Here is a 26,395-nt window from a genome sequence, read left to right as displayed (position 1 = left end):
GAACCGTGGGCGTGATGCGTGTGCCCGACCGGTTCACAGTCCCAGGTAGGCCGCCTGCACTTGAGGGTTGTCGAGCAGCTTCTCGGCATCGTCGGCAAGCACGACTCGTCCCTCAGCCAACACATATCCACGGTGGGCGATCGCCAAGGAAGCCTTGGCATTCTGCTCACTGAGCAGCACGCCGATTCCGTTCCTGTTGATCTGTGCAATCGATTCCAGCACCTGTTCGACAACCAGGGGAGCCAGGCCCATAGACGGCTCGTCTAAGATCAGCAGGCTGGGGTCTGACATCAACGCGCGACCGATCGCCACCATCTGCTGCTGTCCGCCCGAGAGCGAACCTGCAGGCTGGGCCGACTTCTCCTTCAAAATGGGAAACAGCTCGAGGACTTCATTGAGGATCTCCTCGGTGCGGGTGCGATCCCTGTGCGGGTACGTGCCCAAGCGGAGATTCTTCTCAACCGACATCTTCCCGAACAGGTGCCGCCCCTCGGGGCAATGAGCGATGCCGCGTTTGACGATGGTGTTCGGCCGAGTTCGTTGGATGGGGTGCCCGTTGTATTCGATCGTTCCCGAACGCGTGCGCAGAAGTCCGCTGATGGTCTTGAACAAGGTGGTCTTTCCCGAGCCGTTGGCTCCCAGGATCACCGTCAGCTCACCGGGCTGGGCAGTGATGCTCACCCCGTGCAGCACGTCAGTCGCGTCATAGCCGACGCTTATGTTCTCCAGCGAGAGCATCAGTTCTCCTCATCCTTGGTCGATCCCAAGTAGGCACGAATCACGTCCGGATTGCTCTGGATCTCCGCGGGGGAGCCGATCGCCAGTTTCTGACCGTGATCGAGAACGAGGATCGTGTCTGCTAGGCCCATGATCATCGACATCTTGTGTTCGACCAGCAGCACCGACACCCCGCGACCGGGCAGAGAGCGAATGAGATTGCCGAAGTCCGTGGTCTCCTCCTCGGGGATGCCTCCAGCAGGTTCATCGAGGAGTATCAGCTCAGGTTCGGTCGCCAATGCCATCGCGACGGCCGTGCGCTTCTGCACTTCCTGCGGAACATTGGACGCAAGGTCGTGCCGGAATTCGGCGACACCGCAGAAGTCGAGCGCTTCGAGCGCCTTGTCCTGATTGAGTGCCGATTCCCGGCGATGCCGCGGAGTGTGGAAGATCGCGTCGAAGACATTGGACTTGGACCGGACGATGCGACCGGCCAACACGTTCTCCAACAGTGTGGAGTCGTCGAAGAGGTGCGTCGTCTGGAAGGTTCGCGCAATTCCCCCGTTGACCGAGTTGTGCGGAGACGAGTGGGTGATATCCCGCCCGTTGAAGGACACGGTCCCAGCGGTGGGGCGATAGAACCCATGGATGAGGTTGAACAGAGTTGACTTGCCGGCACCGTTGGGACCGATCACAGCGGTGATCTGTCCTTCCTGCACATCGAGGTCGACATTCTTCACGGCATCAAGTCCGCCGAAGCGTTTCCCGAGGCCTCTGATTTCGAGCAGCGTCACTTCTTCTCCTCGGTCGTGGTGATGGTGTCGGCGGGAGCTCCTCGGTGACCGGCAGCGTCAGCGCTGCTCGGAGTGCCGGCAGGAGTTGAGCCGTCCTTGCGAGCGGAGCCGATTCGTCGCTTTCGCGCTCGTTTGTCGATGAACCCACCCAGGTACCCCACGACTCCGCGCGGGGCGAAGATCACGAGTGCAATGATGATGGGCCCGAGCACGATGAACCGGTAGGCCTGGAAGTCCTGGAAGAGTTCGAACAGGAACGTCACGATCATGGTGCCCACCAGCGGCCCGGCCACAGTGCCCATGCCTCCGACCAGGATGAACATCAGAAACTCGAATGTCTTGTCCACGGTCGCAGCATCGGGGCCGATGAAACCGACGACGGAGGCATAGAGGCCGCCGCCGATGCCGCCGAAGAAGGCTGACGCAGCGAAGGCGAGCTGCTTGCTCAGCCCCACATTCACGCCGATCGCGTCGGCAAGGTCCTCGCTGGTTCGAATCGTCAGCAGTGTGCGACCAACGCTGGAGCGACGGATCGCATACGTGACGTAGACGCAGGCCAGAAGGATGATGAAGACGAGATAGAACATCGCCGTCGGGTTGCTGAAATCGATCAGATCCCCAGCCTCGGGGAACTTCACATTGTTGACTCCGGAATGGGCGTGAGTCACCGATTCCCATCGGCTGATGGTCAGATAGATGATGAAGCCGATGGCCATCGTGAAGATGGCGAAGTACTCGTCCTTCGTACGCAGTGCGATGAGTCCGAACAGGTAACCGATGGCGGAGGTGCCGACCACGCCGACGAGGAAGGCCTGCCAGAATGACCAATCGAAATCCGTCGTCAGCAATCCGACCGTGTAAGCCCCGATGCCGAAGAAGCCACCCTGGGCCAGCGACAGCTGCCCGGTGAAGCCGAGGATGATGTTCATGCCGTAGACCGCGATCGCCGAACACAGTCCGACGGTGATCACGCGCATGATGTAGTTCTCGTCGCCGAAAGCCACCGGTGTCAGGGCGATGATGAGCAGCACAGCCAGTGTGCCGAGGATGCGGGGATTCTTCAGTGCATTCATCGCTGCACCGCCTTTGCGAACAGGCCTGTGGGTTTGATCGCGAGCACCGCCACCAGAACGATGAAGGCCACCGCTTCTCCGACAGCCGAGGAGATATAGGTTGAGGTCATCGTCTCCGCTATCGCCAGCGCGAAGCTGCCGACGATGGCGCCCGGCAACGATCCGAGGCCGCCGAGGATGATGATCGCAAACACCTTGAGGTTGAGCGAGTCACCCATCGTGGGGGAGAGGAGGTTGATGGGAGAGACGAGGCCGGCCGCGATTGTGACCAGAAGCGCGGACAAGCCAAGAGTCAGCATCGAGACCATGGCGGGGTTGATTCCGACCAGAGCCGATCCTGTCCGGTCTTGTTCGATGGCTTCGATCGTCTGGCCGTGGATGGATCGTTTGATGAACCATGTCAGCAGAGAGAGCACGACGACTGCAGTCACGATGATCACGATGCGCTGTGCGGAGATCTCAGCGCCCAGAATACGCAGGCTTCCCGAGATCGGTGTCTCCATCCGCCGGAAATCGGCGCCCCAGATCGCCTGTGCCACGGCCTGGAAGAAGAACATGGCGCCGATGGCCGCAATCATGTGATGGGTGTGCGGTGAGTTACGCAGAGGGTGGAAGACCAAGCGTTCGAGCAGCACACCGAGGACGAACAGGATGAGTGCTGCAATGCCGATGGCTGCCACATAGGGCACTCCAACCGTGGTCAGGAAGAAGTAGGTGACGTAGGCGCCGAGCATGTACAGCGAACCGTGCGCCAGGTTGGGGATGCGCAGGACGCCGAAGACTAGGGTGAGACCGATTGCTGCAAGGCAGTACACACCGCCGAGTGCAACGCCGTTGAAGAGCTGTTGGATGAAAAGGGTCATGAAGCGAATCCTCACAGGACGTCAGACGGCGCCACAGCGGGGTATGAAGCTCATACCCCGCTGCGGGAAGCGCCGACAATGGTGACTACTAGACGATGGTGACTACTTGGCGTCGGATACCTGCTCTACGGGTACCTTCGTGTACTTCTCGTCCTTGTCGAGGTAGGTGACCTCCAGCTCAGGGTTGACCAGGTGGCCCTCATCTGAGATTTCGGTCGGGAAGCCGTTGACCTTGTACTTGTCATCGACCTTGCTGAGTGCGTCGGGGATCGCTGCCCGAATCTTCTCTGGATCGCTGGTTGTACCCGCTTCTTCCATCGCCTTGGCGATGATGGCGATGCTCTGATAGTTCAGCGCAGTCTCGCTGGTCGCGACCTTCTTCTCACCGGCAACTTCCGCGAAGTGCTTGAGGAAGTCCTTTGTGCCCGGATCCTCGTATTCCTTGACTGGCAGCACTCCAACGGAGTTCGTCAGGTTCTCGAGCTTGGTCACGGTTGCCATCTCGTCGAGTTTCGCCTGGTCCATCACAAGGAAGCTGCCCTTGAAGCCCTGCTTCTTCGCCTCTTCCATGATCAGTGCGGTCGGCTGTGAAGGGCCACCGACGAAGATGCTGTCCGGCTTCTCTGACAGCGCCTTCGAGACTGGGCCGGCGAAGTCCGAGACGGTGGCATAGTCAATGCTGTTGTCTGCACCGATTTTGCCGTCGGCCTTCTTCCACTCGTCCGTGATCGCCTTCGTCCACTGCTGACCGTATTCGCTCTGGGTGCCGAGCAGAGCGAGCTTCTTGCCGCCATGCTTCATTCCCTGCTCAGTGAACGGTTTGGCATAGGACTCGAAGTTCGGCGGAATCATCATCGTCAGCGGATTGTCGGCCTGCACGATGGCAGGATCCGAGGTGTACGCGGAGATCAAGAACTTGGAGCGACCGTCGTTGATCTGCTGGATCGCCTTGATGGCCCCGGCATTGGGGGAGACGACAACAGGGGCTTTGTCCTGATCTGCCAGTCGCTGTGCATTGCTGGCTGCGGTGGACGGCGCATACTTGTCGTCGAGGGACTTGAGCTCGATGGTGACCTTTTTCCCGTCGACTTCGAGCCCATCTTTGTTGATATCGTCGACAGCCATCTGGAGTCCGGTCTGGACGTTCTCTCCATAGGCTGCCCCTCCGCCGCTCAGGGGACCTGTATAGCCGATGACTACAGATTCATCGCCGCCTCCGGAGTCTCCGCTTCCACCGCCCCCACCGCATGCGCCGAGAGCCAGTGCAAATGTGCTGATGACGGCCGCAGCAAGCACAGGACGGCTCGCCCTTCGCGGGATTGAGGTCATCTTTTCTCCTTTGAAAAGTGAGACGGAGCAACAGCGCTCCTTTAAATTGTCGGGATGCCTGAATAGGCCCCGAAGCCAATCTGAACGAATATTCGATTGAGGCTTAGAATGGAACCTATACATCATCAAATGTGATGTCAATCTCATTTTGGAAATCGTTGACTTTTGTTCTCACACCGCGATGCGGTGCAGTCTGGTCGGCTCGTGTTGTGCTCCTGTGGTGGTCGGAGCTGGGGTCGGTCGCCCAGGGTGCGGTGTTGAAGTGAGCATTGGTCGGCAGTCGCGGGAAGTCGAGATCCCAATTCCTGAGCAAACAATCGTTCAGTGAGAAATGTGGTCTATGGTGGAAGTTGCGAGAGGTGAGATCCACATCACTGTTGTCGCGCCCAATCACGAACCAGCATTTCGGAGGAAAATCGTCATGACTCGGACAGCAATCGTCACAGGTGGCGGCCGCGGCATCGGAGCCGCTATCGCCCAGCGCCTGGCAGCAGACGGAATGAACGTTGCGATCCTCGACATGGGTCCGACTGAAGATACGGTCAAGGCCGTTGAAGCCGCAGGCGTGAAGGGGCTGGGGATCGACACCGATGTCTCCGACGAAGCCTCCGTCGAGTCAGCAGTGAAGACCGTTGCCGAAACTCTTGGTGCGCCGACAGTCCTCGTCAACAACGCCGGCATCCTGCGAGACAACCTGCTGTTCAAGATGACGCACGAGGAATTCCAGAAGGTCCTCTCCGTCCACCTCGGCGGTGCGTTCCTGATGGCCAAGGCAGTTCAGGCCTACATGGTCGAGGCCAAATACGGGCGCATCGTATCGATGTCGTCGACATCAGCGTTGGGCAACCGTGGCCAGACGAACTACTCCGCGGCCAAAGCGGGAATCCAGGGAATGACGAAGACCTGGGCGATCGAGCTCGGCAAGTTCGGAGTCACGGCCAACGCGATTGCTCCCGGCCTCATCGAAACCGACATGACCAAAGCCACCGCTGAGCGGATGGGCGTGAACTACGAAGACTTCATCGCAGCGGGAGTCGGACAGATTCCCGTTGCGCGCACGGGAAAGCCCGAAGACATTGCTCACACGGCATCATTCCTCGCCTCAGAGGGAGCCGGCTTCGTCTCCGGCCAGGTCATCTATGTCGCTGGAGGGCCGAAAAACTGACCAACAGCGGACTCCGGTCCCACTGGCATTCTGGTCTCACAGACACTTTGGTCTCATTGAGACTCTGGTCCTACTGACAATCTAGTCCCACTGACATCGCGACGAACTCCGGTCCGGCGCACCTCACTGAAGAAAGGCACGTCATGCGCGAAGCAGTCATCGTCTCCACTGCTAGAACTCCGATCGGAAAGGCGTACAAGGGTGCGTTCAACGACACCCAAGCCCAGGAATTGGCGGGTCACGCCATTTCCCACGCTGTCTCACGGGCAGGTCTGGAAGGGGGCGAAGTCGAAGACGTCGTCTTCGGTGCAGCCCTGCAGCAGGGCAGCCAATCCACCAACGTCGCTCGCCAGGCGGCACTGCGAGCCGGCCTCCCGACAACGGTCTCAGGAATGACGATTGATCGTCAGTGCTCCTCCGGGCTGATGGGGATCGCCACCGCTGCCAAGCAGATCCTCTTCGATGGCCAGGAGATTGCAGTCGGCGGCGGCATGGAGTCTGTGTCCCTGGTGCAGAACGACAAGATGAATATGTTCCGGGCGAAGGACCCGTGGCTGGTCGAACATGTTCCCGGAATCTACTACCCGATGCTCGCCACCGCCGAGGTTGTGGCCGAACGCTATGGCATCAGCCGGGAAGCACAGGACGAGTACGCGTTTTCTTCGCAGCAGCGGACTGCCGCAGCCCAGGAGGCTGGCCGGTTCGACGACGAGATCGTCGCGTTGCCGACGACGAAGATCGTCGTGGACAAGGAGACCAAGGAAACCTCGGCTCAACAGGTGACTCTCGAGCGCGATGAAGGGAACCGTCCGTCGACGACCTTGGAGAGCTTGGCTGGTCTGAACCCAGTCCTCAAGCCCGGCGACGCTTCGAAGGTCCCAAGCATCACCGCTGGCAATGCTTCACAGCTGTCTGACGGAGCCTCTGCTTCGGTACTGATGTCGAGTGATGAAGCGAGCCGACGTGGACTGGAGCCACTGGGCATCTATCGGGGCATGGCCGTCGCTGGCTGCGATCCCGACGAGATGGGGATCGGTCCCGTCTTTGCGATTCCGAAGCTGCTCAAGGCGCAGGGACTGTCCATCGATGACATCGGTCTGTGGGAGCTCAACGAAGCATTCGCGGTCCAGGCTCTCTACTGCCGTGACCGCCTCGGGATCGATCCAGAGAAGTACAACGTCGACGGTGGAGGAATCTCGGTCGGTCACCCTTACGGAATGACCGGTGCCCGCCTGGTCGGTCACGCTCTCATCGAGGGGCGTCGCCGCGGAGTCAAGTATGTCGTCGTCACGATGTGCATCGGCGGCGGTCAGGGAGCGGCCGGACTCTTCGAAGTCTGCTGACCCAATACGTTGGCTGAAGCTTCATCATCTGGCTGATCATCAGAATGGTGGCTTCTCACCCGAACCCCAGATCTGCTGCTTCGCGTTCTGCTCGGGTTGGCCAGAGAAGGGGTCAACGTATTCGGCCCACACGGGGGACTGACCTTTCCCGGTAGGAGCAGTCGTCGGCTGCGCAGTTTGTGACTGCGCGGTCGGCGGCTTTTCTTCTGCCGTCTCGGACTCCTTCTGTTCGTCCGTCTGCCGTGGGGGAGCCTCTGTGGCACACGGGGCAGCTCTCGGCGAGGCCGCAGTTGGGGGTGGGGCAGCCGTTTGTGGTGGCGGTGTCGCGAAATACTTGAGGAACAGCTTGGCATGCTCGACATTGATCGGGTTGTCAGGCGGCATGACTTCCGTCGTGATCCCGTGTCTGAAAATGTACTCGAGCCGTCCAGGTTCGGTCATTCTGACCGAGAACTTCCGGTCTGTCTTTGCCTGGTGATGAAGTTTGCAGAGATTGTGCAGGTTGCCGAATCGGGTGTGGCCACCGCTTTGTGGGCTGCTGTGGTCGAAGGGGATGATGTGATCGACTTCTGTGAGTTCGGCCCGCCGAGTGCACCCGGGCATGGTGCAGTTCATCCATTGGGCGGAAAGGGGCTGGCGAACGCTGTTGGGGATCGTGTAGTTGATCGCCTTCGCATCCAGTGGTGTGCCGGTCGCTGGATCCGTGAGGATGCGTGTCCATGTTGACGCATATCCGGCGAGCCTGCGTGCCATGTCGGCTGGCAGAGGGGAGCCGTCCGGAAGCATCCCGGCCAGATCGCAAACATCTGCATCTGTTTCTTTACCCTCGGCTGTTTTAACTTCTACGGGTGGGGCCTCTGCATTGGCAGGTGTCTTCGGCGTCCGGGCCGGTTCGGTACTTGTCTCGTCATCTGAAGTGCCGAGGAACTGGCTGAGCAGTGTGAACATGGGGACGGTGATCGTCGTCCGTGCTTGGTGGGAAAGCCAATATTCGTGGGTGGGTAAGTCGAGGAGAACCTCGTAGCTGACCGTACTTGTCGATCCGTCATATGGGGACGAGGAATCATCGTCGAGCGGTGTCTGCGGGTCGGTCCCGGGCGGCCAGAATGCCCTACCCGGTGTCGGCCGACTGTTGATCATGGCTTCGAAGAATCGCGGGTCGCGCAACCAGTAGTCGGATGCAGCCTGTCCTTTGCTGGTGGTCTGTTCCTGGCTGTCGCCCTGTCCTTGGGCGGCGGCCCGTCCTTGCCCGGCTGCATGCTCTTGGTCGTTTGCGCCGGCCGGTACTGAAGTCTCGTCGTTCATCTGACCAAAGGTCCGTTCGATGCAATCGAGCAGAGATTCCTCGGGCGACATGGGGACACCGTCAGGTCCAGCGAAAAGGCCATCGATCGGAAAGTCCGTGCTCGATATGTCCCCAGTTGTCGTGTTGTTGCTGGTGATCCGAAGCTTCAGCTGGGGTCGGGTGCGAGTGAGAATGTCGAACATGAGCGCGTCGATGCCGCGATCGTCGTCGAAGGACTCACCATCGTTCAGTTGGTCGCCGAATGCATCGATATTTCCCTTGTAGACGGCTCGAGCGAATGCTTCGACCCGTCTATAGCAGGCGTGAAGTTCTGGAGCTGGCCCAGTCAACGTGAGATATGCGGTCCCATCGTCACCCGTGCTGATATCGACCCGGCGGCGGACTGCGACCTTCTCCAGTGTCTCCTGTGCTGGTTGAAGTGCTGCGATCTTCAGAGCGAGCGAACGCTTGAACGTTTCGATCGTGATGTCTGCACGCCTGTCGGCTAAGTAGTCATCAATGCTGGGCAGGTATCTGAACGCGACATCCCGGCAGCGACGGGTCACAAATGCGACATGTTCGATGGTGAAATCGCCATCGAGGCAACGCTGGTGGAACTGTGGAAGCCCGTGGACCAGCGTCATTGCAGACGTGATGTGCTTATAGGCCCCCGACGTGGTGGCACCGAGGAGCGTCGAGTACTCGCAGATGTCTTCAGCCCAGGCGTATTGATGGGTCCAGCCATTGAACGTCGACGCGGGATTGAATGCAGGAAAGTCGGGAAGCGGCTCAGGGTGCTCCCGGGCTTCCCTCTGCTCACGCCGCATTCTGCGACCAGCTCCGCGGTCCTTCTTTCGGCCAGAAGTGGACGAAGCGCTCGAAGCAGAAGATGCAGGAGACTGCGCGCTGGCAGCGGCGCCTGCTGTGGAGCTCGTGCGGGGGCGTTTGCGACGGCAGTGTCGGCGGACGGTCTCCGCGAGAGGCGCGAAGTCATAGGGGACAGTCAGATCGGGACCAGCAAGACCGAGGTAGTGCGCAACTTCGCGAACGAAGATGCTGCTGGTGGCATCGAGCGCTGCGAACTGTGCCTGGTCGCTGCAGGCGTAGACAGCCGACAGGTCGCTGAATGGAGAATCCTCGTCGATATCGAGGCAACGGCCGTTGGAGGCTGACGAGCTGGTGTCGGCTGAATGCACGCTGTAGTGCGAACTGCTGTCGTTCATGTGCTTCATTGCGTTGCCTCCTCTCCACCGCTCTGTGGAGACCTTTCAATGGCATTGGCGTCTATATCCAGTGTATCGATAAATAGAACAGAAAGATAGATAGATTCGAATAGAGGACGAAATAAAATAGGTGATTTGATAGAACAGGAACAGCGACTGATCCTTAAAATTCCACTATCATCTACTTGTAGTCCAATACCGGTGACTGGATCGGTTTGTTTGAATATGATCTCATTCGCCACTGACACGAGAGTCAATGCCACCCGGTTCGTCGGACTCGATTGATTCGTTAGACTCGATCCGTGGCAGCGATCGACAAAGACATTCTCCGATTGGCACTTCCGGCCCTCGGAGCGCTGATCGCCGAACCCATCTTCCTGCTCTCTGACACGGCCATGGTCGGCCACCTCGGCGCCGGTGCTTTGGGGTCGCTGGCCATTGCGTCCACGATCCTGCAGACCGTTCTCGGGCTGATGATCTTCCTCGCCTACGCCACCACACCTCGGGTTGCCAGGCGCATGGGAGCGGGGGACCGCTCCGGTGCCATCAACGCAGGCTTCGACGGGATTTGGCTCGCACTGTGCACCTCGGTGGTGCTCTTGGCCATGGGACTGCCTCTGCTCAAGCCTGTCATCGCAGCGTTCGAACCCGGCGCCGAGATCGCCGCGGGCGCGCACTCCTACCTCGCCATCTCCTGGTGGGGTCTGCCCTTCATGCTCGTCGTCATCGCCGCGACTGGGCTGCTGCGCGGACTGCAGGACACGCGCACGCCCTTGATCGTGGCCGCGGCCGGCTGCATCGCCAACATCGGGCTGAACGCGATCTTCATCTATGGTCTCGATATGGGAGTCGCCGGCTCCGCGCTGGGCACAGTCATCGCACAAGCCGGCATGTGCTTCGTCTACGTGCTGATCTCTATCAGGGCCGCACAACGATTCCATGCCACATTCCGCCCCGACTGGTCCGGCGTGCTTGCTTCGGCGAAGACCTCCGGCTGGCTGCTGGTGCGCAACGCCTCCCTGCGCGCGGCACTGATCATCCTCGTCTTCCTCGCCACAGCCACGGGAACGACCGAACTCGCCGCGATTCAGGTCGCACAAAGTCTCTTCTTCGCCCTCGCGCTCGCCCTCGACTCACTGGCCATCGCCGGTCAGGCGCTCATCGGACTGCAGCTAGGGGCACGGAACAGCGACGCGGTGGCCGCAATCAACCGCCGACTGTGCCTGTGGGGCATAGTCTTCGGAGTCGTCGTCGGTCTCATCCTGTTGGCCGGCGCGGGACTCATTCCCCGCGGCTTCTCCTCGGACCCCGCGGTCGTGGCTCTGCTGACGAGCCTCCTTCCGATCCTCGCCTTGAGCATGCCCATCGCCGGCTATGTCTTCGTCCTCGACGGTGTCCTCATGGGTGCCGAGGACGCTAGATATCTCGCTCTGGCACAATTGGTGGCAGTAGGCGGATATGCGATCCTGCTGATTCCGGTCGTCCTCTACTGGCCCGGTGCACTGGGGCTGTGGGCGGCGTTCTGCATCGGCTTCGTCGGCCTGCGGGCGCTGACATTGGGCTGGCGCGTGCGCAACCGCAGCTGGATCGCTCGTGCGGTCGAGAAAGGAACGTCATGAACGAAGGTCAGAACCTGGATCCCGCCGAGGCGGAACGCCGGAGCGCACTCAGATCACGCATCCGTCCTCTGGGCGCAGACACCCCGGACGAGCTGTTTCTGCCGTTCCTCGACCTGTGCTTCAACTGGTCGATGGACAAGCCGCGGGTCGAGGTCGACGAGCTTGTCGAACGCGACGATGCCGCCTTCTACTTCAAGGATTGGGGCCGCAACGGAGACATCGCGGTGGCCGCCTATGCGTCAGATCCGAACACCGGAGACGCCGCCGAGAACGATTCCGTTGCCGGTTCGGAGCCGGAGATCGTGGGCCTCGCATGGCTGCGGCTGGCCGAGTTCGATGCAGTGATGGACAGGTCGACTGCCGCCCCCGAGGACACCGCGAGTGATCAGACCACCGCAGATTCCGATAACTCAGACGATACCGAAGCCTCAGACGATGGCAATGCCACCGACACCACCGCCGAGGTGGGGCCGCGGTTCACCGGGTACGGCTGGGTGGCCGCGGACATCCCCGAGTTGTCGTTGGCTGTCCTGCCCGACCATCAGTCGCAGGGCATCGGCGGCATGCTCCTCGACGTGGTGTGCACATTGGCGAAGATGAGCGGCTTCCCGGCCGTCAGCCTCTCGGTCGAAGACGGAAACGGCGCGGCGCGTCTCTACCATGACCGCGATTTCGTTGCGGTCGGTCGCAACGGGGACGCCGATATCCTCGTCCGCCGGCTGAAATAGCCGCCCCAGCTAAGCCAGTTCGGGAAGTTCCTCTTCGTACAGCCACGGATGGACAACCTCGGCGAGGTCACGGCCAGCCACAGCGGATATGCACGTGAGGAACTCCGAAGTCGCGACCGAGGAATGACGATACTTCGTCGTCCACTCGGAGATCGCGGCGAAGAAGTCCTCGTCACCGATCGCGAGCCTCAGCGCATGCAGGCACAGGGCTCCGCGCTTGTACACGCGGTCATCGAACATGTCGGGACCACCAGGATCGCTGAGCAGGAAGTCCTGCGGTTCGTCGGCCAGGGCCTCCCTCCACGTCTGCGCACATTCGTGGGCACTGCTGCGACCCGAGGCCTCCGACCACACCCACTCCGAATAGCAGGCGAAACCTTCATTGAGCCAGATATCGCTCCAGCGCCGAGGTGTCAGTGAGTTCCCGAACCACTGGTGGGCCATCTCATGGGCGACGAGTCGTTCGGCCTCCCATTCCTCGCCGAGGTGGTTGGGCCCGAGCACCGACAAGGGCTGTGACTCCAGCGGGATCTCGAGCTCATCATCGGTCACGACCACGTCGTAGCGGTCGAAGGGGTAGGGCCCGAACCGTTCGATGAACTCGTTCATCATGGAGTGCTGGACCTGCAGCCGCGTCGATGCCTTGGGCCAATGCTCGCCCGCGTAGAGCCCCAGGGGGATCGGGGAGGTCTTGGCGCCGTCCTCGGCCTCGAGCTGGGTGTGCCGGTAGCGCCCGATCTGCACCGTTGCCAGGTAGGTGGCCAACGGAGTCCGGGATTCGTAGGTCCACAGTGTGCGTCCGGCTTTGCGGACCTTATCGACGAGTTCGCCGTTGGACACGACGGTGTATTCGGATTCCGTGAGCACCCGGATACGGTACTTCGACTTGTCCGAAGGGTGATCGTTGCAGGGGAACCAGGTGGATGCACCGACGGGCTGCCCGGCGACGAGGACACCGTCTTCGAGCTCCTCCCAGCCGACGTCGCCCCAGGTCCCGATCGCGGGCTGCGGGTTCCCGACGTAGGAGATGTCGATGCGCACCGGCTGGTTCTTGGGCAGAACATCGGTGGTCAGCCGCAGCTTCTTGCCCCGCGTCGAGTATCGGACCCTCTTGCCGTTGACGAGGGCCTTCGTGACTCGCAGGCCCGTGAGATCGAGGACGATCGTCTTCGTCTCCTGCAGTACCCTCCCCGTCAGGCTCGCGCGTGCCGAAAGCCGGTTGGGCCCGATCCGGTAGTCGAGGTCGAGGTCGTAGTGGTCGATGGTGAGGTCGGAGCTGCCGACGTCGGGAGTGTAGGGATCAAGCATCGTGGTGCCGCCTTGCTGGTGTTTCCGGTTCGCTGGATCCGACTTCAGGAAGTTCTGGTGCATCCACCCAGGGTATGACAGGATTGCCGCTGAAATAGGCATGCGCGGGTACGAACTCTCCGCGCATCACCAGCGACGTCGCACCGACCGTGGCATTCGTGCCCAAGCTGGAGGCGGGCAGAATCACGCTATTGGGGCCCAGGGTGGACCCGTCCTCGAGCTCGACGGTGTCCAAACTCATCACCCGGTCGTGGAAGAGGTGCGTCTGGACCACGCAGCCGCGGTTGATCGTGGAGTTGTCGCCGAGGCTGACGAGGTCGGCCTCGGGCAGCCAGTAGGTCTCACACCACACGCCGTGGCCGATCTTCGCGCCCATGGCACGCAGATACCACACGATGGCGGGTGTCCCCACGGCGTTTCGAGCGAACCATGGTGCGGCGATGAGCTCGACGAAGCAGTCGGCGACCTCGTTGCGCCAGATGAATGATGACCACAGAGGGTGTTCGCCTGCCTTGATCGGACCCGCGCAGATCCACTTGGCTGCGATTGCGAGCCCTGCCGCCACAGCGCCGGCGGCCATCATCACGATGCCCGAGGTCAGCAGCGCGAGACCGACAGAGGCCAGGAACGAACCGCCACCGCCAGCAGCGCCGCCAGCAGCACCATCAACTCCCGCTGCGGAGCCCGAGTTCGGCAGTCCCAGCAGGAACTCGATCGTGAGGAGAACTGCGGCGATGAGAAGCCCGGCGACCATCACCGAGGTGATGCGCAGAGTCTCAAAGAATCCGCGGGCGGCCTTGACGCCGAAGTTCGGAGCATAGGTGAGTGCCTCCTCGGCATCGACGGCGGCTCTGCGCAGCTGCACCGGGGGAGAGCCCAGCCACGAGGAGCCCTTCTTCGCCTTCGCCGGGGCCGCGGAGAGCACCGCGACCAGTGCGTTCTTCGGCACTCGTCGTCCGGGGGAGGCGATTCCCGAGTTGCCGAGGAAGGCCCGTTTGCCGACCTTCGCCCGACCGGCGCGCATCCATCCGTGTCCGAGTTCGTAGCTGGCGACCATGGTGTCGTCGGCGAGGAACGCCCCGGCGGCGATGGTCGTCATCTTGGGGACGAAGACCACCGTTGAGATCTCCGTGCCCGGTCCGACCTTCGCCCCGAGCAGCCGCAGCCACCAGGGTGTGAGCATCGACGCATAGAGCGGGAAGAGGAGGTCGCGGGCCAGATCGAGCAGGCGCTCGGTGGCCCAGACTCGGTAGCCGCGAGCCGAACGGACCGGGAACTCTCCCTCTTCCATGCCGATGGACAGCAGCCGCACCGACACCAGGATGAATAGTGCGGTGCAGACGAACCACAGGCACGCGATGAGAGGAGACCAGGCGAGGACGAGCCACGGTGACTCGACGACGTCGATGCCTGAGACGCCGAGCATGAGCGCGATGCCGGGCAGAGCCGCCAGATATGGCAGAGCGGCATTGAGCTGGGATCCCAGAGCATAGAGGAGGAACGGCGGCCGGCGCCGAGGTGGGGGAGCGGGCCAGCTCTTCTTGGCCTTGCCGATGCGGACCGCTGGGGAACCCGAGTAGATCTGGTTCCGTCGCACCTTGCCCGTCACAGCAGATCCGGCCTCGACCAGTGCGCCTTCACCGATTCGGGTGCCCGGCATCAGTGTGGAGCGGGCTCCGATCGTGACATTGGAGCCGACTTCGATCGTGCCGATGCGCAGCAGGTCACCGTCGACCCACCAGCCCTTGAGATCGACCTCGGGTTCGATCGCGGCACCATCGCCCAGGGTCAGGAACCCCGTCACAGGGGGAGCGGAGTGCAGATCGGCGTCGGAGCCGATCTTGTTGCCCAGTAGCTTTGCGTACCAGGTCACCCAGGGTGCGCTCGCCACAGAGACGGCCGCAGCGAGATCCGCGATGTGCTCGGCCAGCCACAGACGCTTATGCACCCATCCCGACCGCGGATAGTCTCCCGGCCGGATCCCGGCCATGAGGGCCCGTGCAGCACCGGCAGAGATGAGCATACGGCCCCAGGCGGTGACGAAGACGAGGAACAGGGTGATGATCACGGGCCAGGGAGTGACCGGAAGATCCGCGCCGAGGCTGCTGCCGATGTTTGCCAGCACCATCGCAATGACGACCCAGCGGACACCGCCGAGGATGTGGACGGGTATCGCGAGCAGCGTCTGGAACGCCTGCATTCCCTTCGAGGTGCGTGCGATCGTCCGTCGTGGACGTGCCGAGGCCGCGGCGGCACCGTTGTCGACGAGACACAGGGTTGAGAGTGCACCGAAGCGCGGGTGGGAGTAGATGTCGCCGACCGTGACGCTGGGGTGCTGGGTCCGCAGTCGTGAGACCAACTGCGCGGCGGCCAGCGATCCACCGCCGGCGGTGAAGAAGTCCGTGTCGGAGCCGGGGCGAGCCCCGAGCACAGAGGACCACTGCTCGGCGATCCATTCCACCTCGGGATCGAAGACCTCGGAGCTTCCCTCCGCCTCGGCGGCATCGCCCATCGGCCACGGCAGGGCGTTGCGATCGACCTTGCCCGACGTCTTCGTCGGCAGCTCCTCGATGAGGGTGAGCCGGGGAACCAGGGCGGCAGGCAGTTCGGCGCGCAGCAGCTGTTCCCACTCGGACATGCGGGATTCCGGATCGGGTGTGCTGGAGGCGAGGTAGCCGACGAGGATGTCGGTGCCGGCCGGGGTCTGCTTGACGGCCGCTGCGGCCCCTTCGACACCAGGCAGGGCCTGCAGGGCGGCGTCGATCTCGCCGAGTTCGATACGACGGCCCGCCAGTTTGATCTGCTCATCGGCACGACCGACGAAGACGAGTCCTGCGGGGTCATTGACGACCAGGTCACCCGAACGGTAGGCCCGGTCCCAGCCCAAGGTCGGCATCGGCGCATACTTCTCGGCGTCCTTCTCAGGATCCAGGTAGCGGGCCAGTCCGATCCCACCGATGATGAGTTCGCCGGTCTCGCCCTCGGCCACCGGAATGCCGGCCGCGTCGACGACGGCCAGGGACCAACCGGCCAAGGGCAGCCCGATCCGCACCGGGTCGGAGCCGTCGAGCTGGGCACCGCAGGCCACCACGGTCGCCTCGGTGGGGCCATAGGTGTTCCAGACCTCCCGGCTCTCATCGCTGAGTCGGCGCCCGAGCTCCGGCGGGCAGGCCTCTCCGCCGAAGATCAGGAGGCGGACAGCATCGAGGCTGTCGGCCGGCCAGAGAGCGGCGAGCGTGGGCACGGTCGAGACCACCGTGATATTGCGTGAGGACAGCCACGGGCCCAAGTCCATCCCGGACTTCACCAATGTACGGGGCGCAGGAACCAGGCAGGCACCATGACGCCAGGCCAGCCACATCTCCTCGCAGCTGGCATCGAAGGCCACGGACAACCCGGCCAGCACCCGATCCCCGGGGCCGAGCGGTTCCTCCTGGCAGAACATGGCAGCCTCAGCGTCGACGAATGCCGCTGCGCTGCGGTGGGAGACGGCAACACCCTTGGGCTTGCCGGTCGAACCGGAGGTGAAGATGACCCAGCAGTCGTCGTCGGGAGTGGGACGGCGCAGATCTGAGTTCTGCAGCGGTGGTCGGTCGGTGCGAGCCTCGATCGACCGGTCGGCGGTGATGATGCCGGTGACAGCCGCCTCGGTGAAGACGGTGTGTGCCCGCTCATCGGGGTCGTCGACGTCGACGGGAACGTACGCCGCGCCCAGCATCATGGTGGCGAGAATCGACACGTAGAGGTCGACCGAACCGGAGGGCACACGAACGCCCACCTTGTCCCCGGGGCCGATTCCGACGGCGGCCAGCTGCAGTGCGAGATCACGTATCTCGACGATCAGCTCGGAATAGCTGAGAACCTTTTGTCCGTCATCGATGGCCGGCTGATCGCCATGAGCTCCGGCGACCTCTAGGAGAACGTCGATGAGGGTGCGGTCCTCGCGTGGTCGCGGAGGTGCGGGAAATTGCGCAGAATATACAGTCACAGGTCTTCCGGGTCGAGCGTGAGAAATGGACAGCGGCGTACGTGCCAGCCATCATCGACCAACACTCTATAGCTCGAAGGTGTCGCGAATGTGAACACGCAGCCCGTCTGCACGTCTCGGACCATGGGCATCTTCACTATGGTGCAAGACCCTTCACTATTGTGTGAACCACAGCATGATGGTTGAACCACAGCATGACGAGACGCAGATGTCCGTGATAGAGCTGAAGTGCGGGCGTGAGGCACGTCACCCGAACGATTTTCAATGACGAGGAGAGATTCAATGGTCACAGTCTTCAAGAACGCCAAGGTCTTCGACGGATTCCGATTCCTGGCGGGAGTGCGCGACATCGTCGTCGACGGGGGAGCGATCGTCGCCGTCACCGAGGGCGGCCAGGGCTCGCATGATGCCGGGGACACCTATATCGACTGTGCGGGCAAGACGGTCATTCCCGGCGTCATCGACTGCCACGTGCACCTGATGAGCACGGGTGCCAGCAACTCCTCGTCATTCCATGACCCGTTCTCGCTGCAGTTCTACAACTCCGTGGACAATATGGAGAAGACGCTCAAGGGCGGAGTGACCACTGTCCGCGATGCCGGCGGCACCGATCTCGGGGCGAAGGTGGCAGTCGAGACGGGCATCGTTCGCGGGCCACGGATGTCGATTGCGGTGAACATCATGTCCCAGACGGGTGGGCACGGTGATTTCCACCTGGTCTCGGGCGCCGATTCGCCCTTCCTCGCCCCTCACCCTGGTCGGCCCTCGGGCGTGGCCGATGGTCTCGAAGGAGTGCAGCGCAAGACCCGTGAGCTGCTGCGAGCCGGTGCCGATCACATCAAGATCTGCTCGACCGGCGGCGTGCTCTCGCCCCGTGATGATCCCCGGCACTCCCAGTTCACAGAGGCCGAAATCGCAGTCATCGTCGCCGAGGCGGCTGCCCAGGGTGCTCACGTCATGTCCCATGCGCAGGGTGCCCCAGGAATCAAGAACGCGGTCCGTGCGGGGGTGCGCTCCATCGAGCACGGCATCTACCTCGACGATGAAGCCATCGACCTGATGCTCGAGAACGGCACCTTCCTGGTCCCGACCCTGCAGGCTCCGCAGGCAGTGATCAAGGCCGCCGAGGCGGGTTCAGCTCTGCCGCAGTCCGTGGTCGACAAGGCCCACTCAGTCATCGAATCCCACTATGCGTCGATCACGAAGGCCCATGAGGCTGGGGTCAGGATTGCGATGGGCACCGATGCCGGTGTCGGCCCGCATGGGGAGAACCTCGAAGAGATCAGCCTCCTCGCCGAGGTCGGCCTATCCACCACCGAAGCTCTGGCGGCCGGCACATCCATTGCGGCTGAGCTGCTCGGCCATGACAACGTCGGGCGGATCGAGGCAGATGCGCTCGCCGACCTTGTCGTCGTCGATGGTGATCTCAGCACCGCAGACGTCAGGGGAATCGAGTCCCGTGTCAGTTCGGTTCATCTGGGCGGCGCACTCGTCTGAGGAGGCTGGCGTCCGTCCGCGGAGACCGGCTCAAGACGCTGACCGTGTACGCCAGGTGAGGGGAGACTAACCTCACCTGGCGTACAATTGCGGCGTGAGCAATCGAAACCATCCGTGCAGCGCCAATGGCAGGGACAGCACCCGGGACGTTGGCAGAGGCGTCGATATGCGATGAACCCTCTGGACTGGACGTTTCCCATCGGCGTCACGTGGCTCATTCTCTTCGGCATCATTTTGGCCCGTGCCGGAGGGACCTTCCTCCTGGGGCGCTTGGCGCGCAAGGGAATCAGGAAGATCGAACGCATCGACACGATCATGTCGGGACCGAAGTACCGCAAGGCCGAGGCCATGATCGAACGCTTCGGCGCCCCGGTGATCGCCTTGAGCTTCCTGATGATCGGGGTGCAGACCGTTCTCAACCTGGCAGCGGGAACCAGCGGCATGAGCTATCGCCGCTACATTCCCGCGCTCGTCGTCGGCGGCTCGCTGTGGGCATTGATCTACTCGACCGTCGGTCTCATCGGTTTCAAGGCCCTGGCCACCGCCTACAACGCGGAGCCGGGCCTGACCGTCGGTCTGGGCGCCTGCTTCGCGCTGGCGATCGTCGGACTCGTCGTCGGTCTGAAGAAGAAGGACGAGAAGCCCGAGCACGCCGCCAACTGCTCGGCCTGAACGGCGAGCCACCTCGGCGCGGTCCCCTGAACGGCGAGCCACCTCGGCGAACTCAGTCGCGCGGGCGAACCGGGAGATCCTCGGTCATGTCCTCCAACTCGATGTCCTTCGTCTCCGGCACCTTCCACCAGACGAAGAAGAACGACAGCACCGCGAAGAACGCGTAGAAGCCATAGGCGAAGGTCAGGCTGATATCGGCGAAGATCGGGAACGTCGTCGAGATGGCGAAGTTCGCGATCCACTGGGCTGCGGCGGCCACGGCAAGCGCACCGGCCCGAATCCGATTGGGGAACATCTCTCCCAGCAGCACCCACACCAGGGGACCCCAGGTGGCACCGAATCCGACGACGAACACGTTCGCTGAGATCAGTGCGATGATCGACCACGGCGCACCCAGCTGTGCGCTGGTGGTGCCGTCGGTAGCCGTGGTGAGCTCGGCGAACGAGAACGACACCGCCATCATCGCCAATGAGATTCCCATCAGGAACGAACCGGCCAAGAGCATCTTCCGACGCCCGACTCTGTCGACGAGGAGAATCGCGACGATCGTCACGACGATATTCGTCACCGAGGTGATGACCGAGGTCAGAAGGGCACTGGATTCGTCGAACCCGACTGACTTCCACAGCGTCGTGGAGTAGTAGAAGATGACGTTGATGCCGACGAACTGCTGGAACACGGACAGCAGGATTCCGATCCAGACGATCGGCTTGAGTCCGAACCGGCGGCCGATGAGGTCTTTGAAGGACTCTTTGTGCTCGCGTTGGATCGAATCGCGGATGCGTTCGATGAGCGAATCCGTGTCGGTGACCCCGGTGAAGACGCGCAGAACCCGAGCAGCCTCATCCTCTCTGCCGCGGGCGACCAGGAACCGTGGGGACTCGGGCAGTCCCAGAGCCATGAGCCCGTAGACCAGCGCAGGCAGAGCCTCGACCATGAACATCCAGCGCCAGGTCTCGATGCCGAACCACAGGGGATCGGCGGCACCGCCGGACAGGGATGCCAGCAGCGCATTCGACAAGAGAGCGGCGAAGATGCCGGTCACGATCGCCAGCTGCTGCAGAGAACCGAGTCGACCGCGCACTCGGGCGGGAGACACCTCGGCGATGTAGGCAGGGGCGATGACGGACGCGGCACCCACACCGAGACCGCCGACCATGCGCCAGATGATGAGGTCGGTGACGCCGAAGGCCAAGCCCGATCCGATGGCAGAGGCAAGAAACAGGATTGCCGCGACGACCATGACCGGGAGGCGGCCATAGCGATTGGCCAGGCTGCCCGCGAACCAGGCTCCGAGCGCGCACGCCAGCAGGGCTGAGGAGACCGCGAAGCCCTTCACACCGGCGCTGAGCGCGAACTCCTCGGCCAATGCGTCGACGGCGCCGTTGATGACGGCAGTGTCGAATCCGAAGAGGAATCCGCCCAAGGCGGCGGCCAGCGAGATTCCGACGATGCGGGAGTTCACCCGTTCTCGACCGTGCAGTCTGCCGTCGGGGGATGGGTCGTTCTGAGGCAAGTAGGACTCCTCCTGTGAATGACATTCGGCACCTGGTGCGAATGCGATGTCGATGAGCTGCACCCCAGGGTATGCCACGGAGAGGAAGTCCGGCACACGACTGCCTGAGAAGCCCGACTGTCCGAAAGGACCGACTGTCCGAGAAATGGGCGACTGCGGGGAGCGGAGCCGAAATGTCAGTAGAGTAAGTGCCACGTCACAGTCGACGAGCTCGGTGGAACTCGTCATCACCACTATGAGAAAGGGACCGCCGCATGGCTGTTGCCTGGTGGAGTATCATCCCCTTCGTTCTGCTCTTGGGATGCATTGCGGTCCTGCCGCTCATTCCTGCCACCGAGAAGATCTGGGACCGCAATCTCGTCAAACTCACCGTGGCACTGATCCTCGGTGTTCCCATCGCCGTGTGGTTCGTCATCGGCGGAGCCGGTTCCACTGTCTCCCACGCTCTGGTGGAGTACTTCCAGTTCATCGTCTTGGTCGGGAGCCTGTTCGTCGCCTCGGGAGGAATCTTCCTCGTCGGTGACATCAAGGCGACCCCGAAGAACAACACGATCTTCCTGGCAGTCGGCGGGGTGCTGGCATCGTTCATCGGCACCACCGGAGCGGCCATGCTCCTCATCCGCCCGATCCTCAACACGAACCAAGACCGCAAGCACCGGACCCACACCGTCGTCTACACGATCTTCATCGTGGCCAACTGCGGAGGCCTGCTGACCCCACTGGGCGACCCGCCGCTGTTCCTCGGAATGCTGCGCGGTGTGCCCTTCGAATGGACGTTCGGACTGTGGCCCTATTGGCTCTTCGTCAACTCGCTGCTGCTCATCAGCTTCTATGCCCTGGATCGCAAAATGTATGCGAAGGAACCCGCCGAGGCGCTGGCGAAGGACGCGGAATACGCGCCCAAACTCGGACTGCGCGGGGCGAGCGAACTCGTCTATCTTGCCGTGATCATCATCGCCGTCGCGTTCATCCCCTCGATCGACATGCATGCGGTCGAATCCGGGCACGCAAGCCTCGCCCAATTCGTTCCCTGGCGAGAAATCGTGATGCTCGCCGCGGCACTCGCATCATTCCTGTTCGGAGACCGCGGTGCACGGTTCAATCTCAACAAGTTCACGTGGACGCCGATTCTGGAGGTCGGGGCGCTATTCATCGGCATCTTCCTCACGATGATGCCCGCACTGGCCTACCTCGGTCAGATTGCGCATCGGATTCCGCTCAATGAGATCTCACTCTTCGTATTCACCGGTGGGCTCTCCTCGGTGCTCGACAATGCTCCGACGTATGTGACGTTCTTCGAAATGGCCTCTCAGGTGCCGGGGGAGCCCCGAGTGGCAGGCGTCGCCGAAACTCTGCTGATCGCCGTGTCTCTGGGCGCTGTCATGGGCGGGGCGATCACCTACATCGGCAATGGGCCGAACTTCATGGTGAAATCCGTTGCTGACTCGGCCAACGTGACGATGCCCAGCTTCGGCGGGTACGTCGGATGGTCGATGACCCACCTGGTTCCGATTCTGGCCGCGATGGTGCTGCTGTTCATGACCGACGGCCTGTGGTGGAAGCTCCTCGGCGTGCTGGTGACTCTGCTTGTGCTCGGACGCGCGGGTCTGAATATGCGGCAGGGCAGGCTCGAGGCGATGAAGGGAACAGGCTCGAACGACCGGGCGAGTGAGCCCGGCCAATGAGCCCTCGGCCCAGCGCCGGTGCCCGCGCGATCACCGGCGTCGGGCTCTATTTCAGCTGCAATGGTTTCGTGTTCGCGGCGCTGCTGCCGTGGTATCCGCTGCTGGTCCAGCGGCTGGGGCTGAGCTCCTGGGAGTTCGGGCTCGTCGTCGCCTCGTTCGCGCTCGGCGCGATCGTCTCCTCAGTCGTACCGGCGCACCTCATCTCACGGTTCGGAGCCAACGCCGTCGTCGTCGGCGGCACCGTGCTGCTGGGCCTGTCGGCTGCCACCACGGCGTGGTCGGTCAACGGGTGGATGATGGCCATCTGCCTGTTCCTCGTCGGCTTCTTCGATGCCATTGTGGACGTGGCCCAGAACGTTGTCGGCATCGGGGTGCAGGAGAGTCTGTCGCGCGTCATCCTCTCGTCTATGCACGCGCTGTGGAGCTTGGGCGGACTCGTCAGCGGTGCCCTCGCCACGATCGCCGCTGCCAATGGAATGGACATGAGACTCCACCTGGCACTGATCACGGTGGCATCCATCATCGTGATCCTGCTCGCTCGTCGACTGATCGGCGATGCCGTTCTTCGCAGCAGTTCTGCGACTTCCAGTATCGATGACATCGCCGAGGTTGATGCCGGTCCCAGCGCGGAGGCAGGTTCCAGCGAAGGCGCAGGGGCGAAGCAACCCAGTTCGAGGCGTGCCATTCTGCTCATGGCACTGCCCTTGGCCGTCGTTGCCATCTGCGGCACCGCGGTCGAGGACATAGCGAACAATTGGTCGGCGCTGGCTGCTGTCGAGTTCAGCGGGATGTCTGCTGCGACAGCTGGAATCGCCTTCAGCGTGGTCATCGGCAGCCAATGCCTGGGCCGCTTCAGCGGCGACATCCTAGTTCAGCGATTCGGGTCCGGTCGGATCGCTCGCCTCGGCGGGGGACTCATCGCCCTCGGCGGACTCGGGGCAGTCACCGCGTTCGAGCCGATCCAGCTGTTGGTCGGCCTCGGCATGATGGGATATGGCTCGGCCACTCTCGTCCCGGGTGCTCTCGGTGCCGCAGCCCACCTTCCGGGAGTGGGGCGGGCCGGAGGTGTCACCTTGGTGAACTGGATCATGAGAATCGGCTTCCTGGGGACGAGTCCATTGGTCGGAGTCATCGCCGGTCTCGGCAATCTGCGGTGGGGACTGTCGGTCCTGATCGTCATCGGTGCCGTCACCATGGTCTTCGCTGGTCGACTAGGCGGAAGGCCGTTGCGTTCAGGTTGAGCGGCTGTTCGGAAGGCCGCTGGGTGCAGTCTGAGTGGTTGAGCGGCATTGCGGCCACCAAACTGTGGACCGGGCCCGGGTCAGAAATGAGAAATGTGCCGCGACATCGAGTGAACGATGTCGCGACACATCACAACGGTCGGGCTAGCGGGATTTGAACCCACGACCTCTTCACCCCCAGTGAAGCGCGCTACCAAGCTGCGCTATAGCCCGTTTCCGTGCTGCTTCGGAAAGCAACGAGACCCAGCCTATAACGATCCCCGGCCAAGTGCCAAAATTGCGTTTCGTGACCATGAAAAAACGAGTATCATCCCTGGTAGTCATGTGAGAGACGGGTGTAAGCCTGGACTGGTACCGAGGATCGGTAACATTTCTGTTTCGTGATTGTTATGAAAGCACCCCAGGCGGCTATGCTTGGAGGACCAACAAGCTAAGAGGAGTCGACATGGCAAACCTGGATTATCCAGTGTCCTTGCGATACTCGCGCGACCACGAATGGGTCGAGACCACGGAGAACAGTGCGGTTGTCCGCGTGGGTATCACCGATTTTGCCCAAGAGCAGCTGGGTGACGTCGTGTATGTCGATCTTCCTGAAGTCGGCGATAAGACCACTGCTGGAGAATCCTGCGGCGAGGTCGAGAGCACGAAGAGCGTGTCCGATCTCATTGCACCCGTGTCCGGTTCCATCACCGAGGTCAACGAGGGACTCGACGACGCCCCCGAAACCGTGAATACCTCCCCGTTCCAAGACGGTTGGATGTATCTCGTTGAACTCAGTGATCCGCAGCAAGTCGAAGCGCTGATGGACGTCGAGCAGTACAAAGAGCTCATTCAGAGCGAGGAGGCGTAATGTCGCAGAACAACGATCAAGGTCGTCCCAACCCCTCGCAGACCTGGTATGACAACGGTCAGGTGCCGCAGTCGAAGAGGTTCCCATTCGGCGCCGGAAACGGTGACGACGCTTCGGGACCCGAGACTCGCCATAACCCGCAAGTCGATCCCTACGGTCAGCACAACGGAGGCAGCCAGGGAAACGGCCAGCAGAACTATGCACCGCCTCAGCAGTCTCAGGGCAGGCCGGCTCCGCAGGAGACGCCTCCCTACGGGCAGGCTCCGGTGAACAACGGACCGCAGGCTCCGCAGTACGGCAATGCTCCGCAGCGCAATGATGCTCAGTACGGTCAGTACAACGCTGGACAGCAGGGTCAGTACAACGGGAGCCAGGGCCAGCAGCCGGGCTATCAGCAGCCTTCACAGCAGCCGAATCGGGGCCAGTATCCTCCCCAGGGCAATCAGCCTCAGGGTGGTAACTATGGACCGCAGGATCCCAACGGTCAGGGTAATCAGCCGCAGTATGGCAGCCAGGGACAGCAGTACGGCAGCCAGGGTCAGCAGTACGGCAATCAGCCGCAGTACGGCGGCCAGGAGCAGCAGTATCGCAACGATGAGCCGGTCTCCGGCGACTCCGGTAACCAGCAGTTCCAGGGGATCCTGGATCCGCATACCGGTGAGATCTACCCTGTGCCCGACCTTGAAGGACTGCAGGACACGGATGCGCTTCTCGTCGTCGTTTCGGGCCCGGACTCGGGTTCACAGATTCTGCTCGACACTGATGTGGTGACCGTGGGTCGCAGTCCGAACGCTGATATCTTCCTTGACGATGTCACCGTTTCGCGCAAGCATGCTGAATTCATTCGGACTCCAAGTGGTTTCACACTGCGCGACACAGGCTCACTCAACGGAACCTACGTGGGTCGTCAGCTCATCGATTCGATTGAATTGCAGAACGGAGCCGATGTGCAGATCGGCAAGTTCCGGATGATTTTCCAGCAGCGTCCGCGCTCCTGACCGGGGGATAATGTCAAACATTGAAGTTGAGGTTGTTGGTGTTCGCATCGAGATGCCTGCCAACCAGCCGATCCTTTTGCTCAAAGCCACTGAGCCTGCCTACTACCTGCCCATCTGGGTGGGTGCCATCGAAGCCAATGCACTCTCGATTGCGCAGCGGGGACTGACCCCACCGCGACCGATGGCGCATGCGCTGCTGCTCGATACTCTCGAAGCGTATGAGACGTCGTTGGCCGATGTCACGATCACCGGCCGCGACGGACAGATCTTCCTGGCCGAGCTACACACGAACGATGGCAAGTCGATCTCTGCACGTCCCTCCGACGCAGTGACGCTGGCCCTCACGGCTCAGTGTCCCGTCTACGTCGATTCAGAACTTCTCGAAGACGCCGGAATCGAAGCACCCGAAGCCGACGAAGAGGAAGTCGCCCAATTCAGGGACTTCCTCGACAACGTCTCGGCAGAGGACTTCGAAACCGGTACCGAAACATCATGAAAGAA

At 62.0% G+C, this 26,395-nt stretch carries 20 protein-coding genes and 1 tRNA gene; 11 read left to right on the top strand and 10 right to left on the bottom strand.

Annotation, left to right across the window (positions count from 1 at the left end; translation table 11 throughout):
- Positions 1–33: 33 nt before the first annotated feature.
- From BAUR9175_RS01465 to BAUR9175_RS01445, 5 genes are all read right to left on the bottom strand, one after another.
- Positions 34–738 (bottom strand): ABC transporter ATP-binding protein, encoded by a 705-nt coding sequence (locus tag BAUR9175_RS01465; protein ID WP_009883097.1) that lies wholly within the window; start codon positions 736–738, stop codon positions 34–36.
- Positions 738–1,511 carry an ABC transporter ATP-binding protein gene (locus tag BAUR9175_RS01460; protein WP_009883098.1) on the bottom strand — a complete coding sequence of 258 codons (774 nt, stop codon included), beginning with the start codon at positions 1,509–1,511 and terminating at the stop codon, positions 738–740. Before BAUR9175_RS01460 ends, BAUR9175_RS01465 begins: the two co-directional genes overlap by 1 nt.
- Positions 1,508–2,584: a branched-chain amino acid ABC transporter permease gene (locus BAUR9175_RS01455; protein ID WP_009883100.1), complete on the bottom strand. Its 1,077-nt coding sequence runs from the start codon at positions 2,582–2,584 to the stop codon at positions 1,508–1,510. Before BAUR9175_RS01455 ends, BAUR9175_RS01460 begins: the two co-directional genes overlap by 4 nt.
- Positions 2,581–3,447, bottom strand: coding sequence for a branched-chain amino acid ABC transporter permease (locus tag BAUR9175_RS01450; protein WP_009883101.1), 867 nt, complete (start codon positions 3,445–3,447; stop codon positions 2,581–2,583). The genes BAUR9175_RS01455 and BAUR9175_RS01450 overlap by 4 nt, the downstream gene beginning before the upstream one ends.
- 102 nt (positions 3,448–3,549) lie before the next feature.
- Positions 3,550–4,776, bottom strand: a complete 1,227-nt coding sequence (locus BAUR9175_RS01445; RefSeq protein WP_101582723.1) for an ABC transporter substrate-binding protein — start codon at positions 4,774–4,776, stop codon at positions 3,550–3,552.
- 421 nt (positions 4,777–5,197) lie between these two features.
- Between BAUR9175_RS01445 and BAUR9175_RS01440 the strand changes: the two genes are divergently transcribed.
- Both BAUR9175_RS01440 and BAUR9175_RS01435 read left to right on the top strand, forming a co-directional pair.
- Complete coding sequence (locus BAUR9175_RS01440) at positions 5,198–5,941, top strand: SDR family oxidoreductase (protein WP_069600331.1); 744 nt, start codon at positions 5,198–5,200, stop codon at positions 5,939–5,941.
- 143 nt (positions 5,942–6,084) lie between these two features.
- Positions 6,085–7,284, top strand: coding sequence for an acetyl-CoA C-acyltransferase (locus BAUR9175_RS01435; RefSeq protein WP_101582720.1), 1,200 nt, complete (start codon positions 6,085–6,087; stop codon positions 7,282–7,284).
- A gap of 39 nt (positions 7,285–7,323) precedes the next feature.
- Here BAUR9175_RS01435 and BAUR9175_RS01430 read toward each other — a convergent pair whose 3' ends face one another.
- Positions 7,324–9,801 carry an HNH endonuclease signature motif containing protein gene (locus BAUR9175_RS01430; protein ID WP_257944247.1) on the bottom strand — a complete coding sequence of 826 codons (2,478 nt, stop codon included), beginning with the start codon at positions 9,799–9,801 and terminating at the stop codon, positions 7,324–7,326.
- Positions 9,802–10,094: 293 nt separating this feature from the next.
- On the opposite strand from BAUR9175_RS01430, the gene BAUR9175_RS01425 reads away from it, so the two are divergent.
- Positions 10,095–11,411: an MATE family efflux transporter gene (locus BAUR9175_RS01425; RefSeq protein ID WP_101582717.1), complete on the top strand. Its 1,317-nt coding sequence runs from the start codon at positions 10,095–10,097 to the stop codon at positions 11,409–11,411.
- Positions 11,408–12,139: a GNAT family N-acetyltransferase gene (locus BAUR9175_RS01420; RefSeq protein WP_101557485.1), complete on the top strand. Its 732-nt coding sequence runs from the start codon at positions 11,408–11,410 to the stop codon at positions 12,137–12,139. Before BAUR9175_RS01425 ends, BAUR9175_RS01420 begins: the two co-directional genes overlap by 4 nt.
- A gap of 9 nt (positions 12,140–12,148) precedes the next feature.
- Here BAUR9175_RS01420 and BAUR9175_RS01415 read toward each other — a convergent pair whose 3' ends face one another.
- Positions 12,149–13,447 carry a M1 family metallopeptidase gene (locus BAUR9175_RS01415; protein WP_096147005.1) on the bottom strand — a complete coding sequence of 433 codons (1,299 nt, stop codon included), beginning with the start codon at positions 13,445–13,447 and terminating at the stop codon, positions 12,149–12,151.
- On the bottom strand, positions 13,440–17,435 hold the full coding sequence (locus BAUR9175_RS01410) for a Pls/PosA family non-ribosomal peptide synthetase (RefSeq protein ID WP_101582716.1): 3,996 nt from the start codon (positions 17,433–17,435) through the stop codon (positions 13,440–13,442). Before BAUR9175_RS01410 ends, BAUR9175_RS01415 begins: the two co-directional genes overlap by 8 nt.
- A 282-nt stretch (positions 17,436–17,717) precedes the next feature.
- Here BAUR9175_RS01410 and BAUR9175_RS01405 point away from each other — a divergent pair, with 282 nt between their 5' ends.
- Positions 17,718–18,932: a metal-dependent hydrolase family protein gene (locus tag BAUR9175_RS01405; protein ID WP_083248755.1), complete on the top strand. Its 1,215-nt coding sequence runs from the start codon at positions 17,718–17,720 to the stop codon at positions 18,930–18,932.
- 171 nt (positions 18,933–19,103) lie between these two features.
- Positions 19,104–19,604 (top strand): DedA family protein, encoded by a 501-nt coding sequence (locus tag BAUR9175_RS01400; protein WP_101582712.1) that lies wholly within the window; start codon positions 19,104–19,106, stop codon positions 19,602–19,604.
- Between the two features lie 52 nt (positions 19,605–19,656).
- Here the strand turns inward: BAUR9175_RS01400 and BAUR9175_RS01395 are convergent, their stop codons facing one another.
- Entirely contained in the window at positions 19,657–21,057 is a 1,401-nt protein-coding gene (locus BAUR9175_RS01395) for a sugar porter family MFS transporter (RefSeq protein WP_029416992.1), read from the bottom strand.
- A 317-nt stretch (positions 21,058–21,374) separates the two neighbouring features.
- On the opposite strand from BAUR9175_RS01395, the gene BAUR9175_RS01390 reads away from it, so the two are divergent.
- Both BAUR9175_RS01390 and BAUR9175_RS01385 read left to right on the top strand, forming a co-directional pair.
- Positions 21,375–22,805 carry a sodium:proton antiporter gene (locus tag BAUR9175_RS01390; protein ID WP_069600326.1) on the top strand — a complete coding sequence of 477 codons (1,431 nt, stop codon included), beginning with the start codon at positions 21,375–21,377 and terminating at the stop codon, positions 22,803–22,805.
- Positions 22,802–24,046, top strand: coding sequence for an MFS transporter (locus BAUR9175_RS01385; RefSeq protein WP_009883115.1), 1,245 nt, complete (start codon positions 22,802–22,804; stop codon positions 24,044–24,046). The genes BAUR9175_RS01390 and BAUR9175_RS01385 overlap by 4 nt, the downstream gene beginning before the upstream one ends.
- Positions 24,047–24,185: 139 nt before the next feature.
- On the opposite strand, the gene BAUR9175_RS01380 is transcribed toward BAUR9175_RS01385, so the two are convergent.
- Positions 24,186–24,259 (bottom strand) — tRNA-Pro (locus BAUR9175_RS01380).
- A 232-nt stretch (positions 24,260–24,491) separates the two neighbouring features.
- Between BAUR9175_RS01380 and gcvH the strand changes: the two genes are divergently transcribed.
- From gcvH to BAUR9175_RS01365, 3 genes are read left to right on the top strand one after another with little or no spacing between them, the layout of a single operon-like run.
- Positions 24,492–24,896, top strand: coding sequence for a glycine cleavage system protein GcvH (gcvH, locus tag BAUR9175_RS01375; protein ID WP_009883116.1), 405 nt, complete (start codon positions 24,492–24,494; stop codon positions 24,894–24,896).
- Positions 24,896–25,894, top strand: coding sequence for an FHA domain-containing protein (locus BAUR9175_RS19835; RefSeq protein ID WP_069600324.1), 999 nt, complete (start codon positions 24,896–24,898; stop codon positions 25,892–25,894). Before gcvH ends, BAUR9175_RS19835 begins: the two co-directional genes overlap by 1 nt.
- A gap of 10 nt (positions 25,895–25,904) precedes the next feature.
- Positions 25,905–26,390, top strand: coding sequence for a bifunctional nuclease family protein (locus tag BAUR9175_RS01365; protein ID WP_009883118.1), 486 nt, complete (start codon positions 25,905–25,907; stop codon positions 26,388–26,390).
- Positions 26,391–26,395 lie beyond the last annotated feature (5 nt).

This window comes from Brevibacterium aurantiacum (assembly GCF_900169065.1).
Classification (GTDB): Bacteria; Actinomycetota; Actinomycetes; order Actinomycetales; family Brevibacteriaceae; genus Brevibacterium; species Brevibacterium aurantiacum.
This window is presented reverse-complemented; position numbering and strand designations above follow the sequence as displayed.

What these genes read in the sequence shown, in the direction of transcription:
- BAUR9175_RS01465 (WP_009883097.1), bottom strand. Translation starts at nt 738, where the DNA reads ATGCTCTCGCTGGAGAACATAAGCGTCGGCTATGACGCGACTGACGTG.
- BAUR9175_RS01455 (WP_009883100.1), bottom strand. Translation starts at nt 2,584, where the DNA reads ATGAATGCACTGAAGAATCCCCGCATCCTCGGCACACTGGCTGTGCTG.
- BAUR9175_RS01450 (WP_009883101.1), bottom strand. Translation starts at nt 3,447, where the DNA reads ATGACCCTTTTCATCCAACAGCTCTTCAACGGCGTTGCACTCGGCGGT.
- BAUR9175_RS01445 (WP_101582723.1), bottom strand. Translation starts at nt 4,776, where the DNA reads ATGACCTCAATCCCGCGAAGGGCGAGCCGTCCTGTGCTTGCTGCGGCC.
- BAUR9175_RS01440 (WP_069600331.1), top strand. Translation starts at nt 5,198, where the DNA reads ATGACTCGGACAGCAATCGTCACAGGTGGCGGCCGCGGCATCGGAGCC.
- BAUR9175_RS01435 (WP_101582720.1), top strand. Translation starts at nt 6,085, where the DNA reads ATGCGCGAAGCAGTCATCGTCTCCACTGCTAGAACTCCGATCGGAAAG.
- BAUR9175_RS01430 (WP_257944247.1), bottom strand. Translation starts at nt 9,801, where the DNA reads ATGAAGCACATGAACGACAGCAGTTCGCACTACAGCGTGCATTCAGCC.
- BAUR9175_RS01420 (WP_101557485.1), top strand. Translation starts at nt 11,408, where the DNA reads ATGAACGAAGGTCAGAACCTGGATCCCGCCGAGGCGGAACGCCGGAGC.
- BAUR9175_RS01415 (WP_096147005.1), bottom strand. Translation starts at nt 13,447, where the DNA reads ATGCTTGATCCCTACACTCCCGACGTCGGCAGCTCCGACCTCACCATC.
- BAUR9175_RS01405 (WP_083248755.1), top strand. Translation starts at nt 17,718, where the DNA reads ATGGTCACAGTCTTCAAGAACGCCAAGGTCTTCGACGGATTCCGATTC.
- BAUR9175_RS01400 (WP_101582712.1), top strand. Translation starts at nt 19,104, where the DNA reads ATGAACCCTCTGGACTGGACGTTTCCCATCGGCGTCACGTGGCTCATT.
- BAUR9175_RS01390 (WP_069600326.1), top strand. Translation starts at nt 21,375, where the DNA reads ATGGCTGTTGCCTGGTGGAGTATCATCCCCTTCGTTCTGCTCTTGGGA.
- BAUR9175_RS01385 (WP_009883115.1), top strand. Translation starts at nt 22,802, where the DNA reads ATGAGCCCTCGGCCCAGCGCCGGTGCCCGCGCGATCACCGGCGTCGGG.
- gcvH (WP_009883116.1), top strand. Translation starts at nt 24,492, where the DNA reads ATGGCAAACCTGGATTATCCAGTGTCCTTGCGATACTCGCGCGACCAC.
- BAUR9175_RS19835 (WP_069600324.1), top strand. Translation starts at nt 24,896, where the DNA reads ATGTCGCAGAACAACGATCAAGGTCGTCCCAACCCCTCGCAGACCTGG.
- BAUR9175_RS01365 (WP_009883118.1), top strand. Translation starts at nt 25,905, where the DNA reads ATGTCAAACATTGAAGTTGAGGTTGTTGGTGTTCGCATCGAGATGCCT.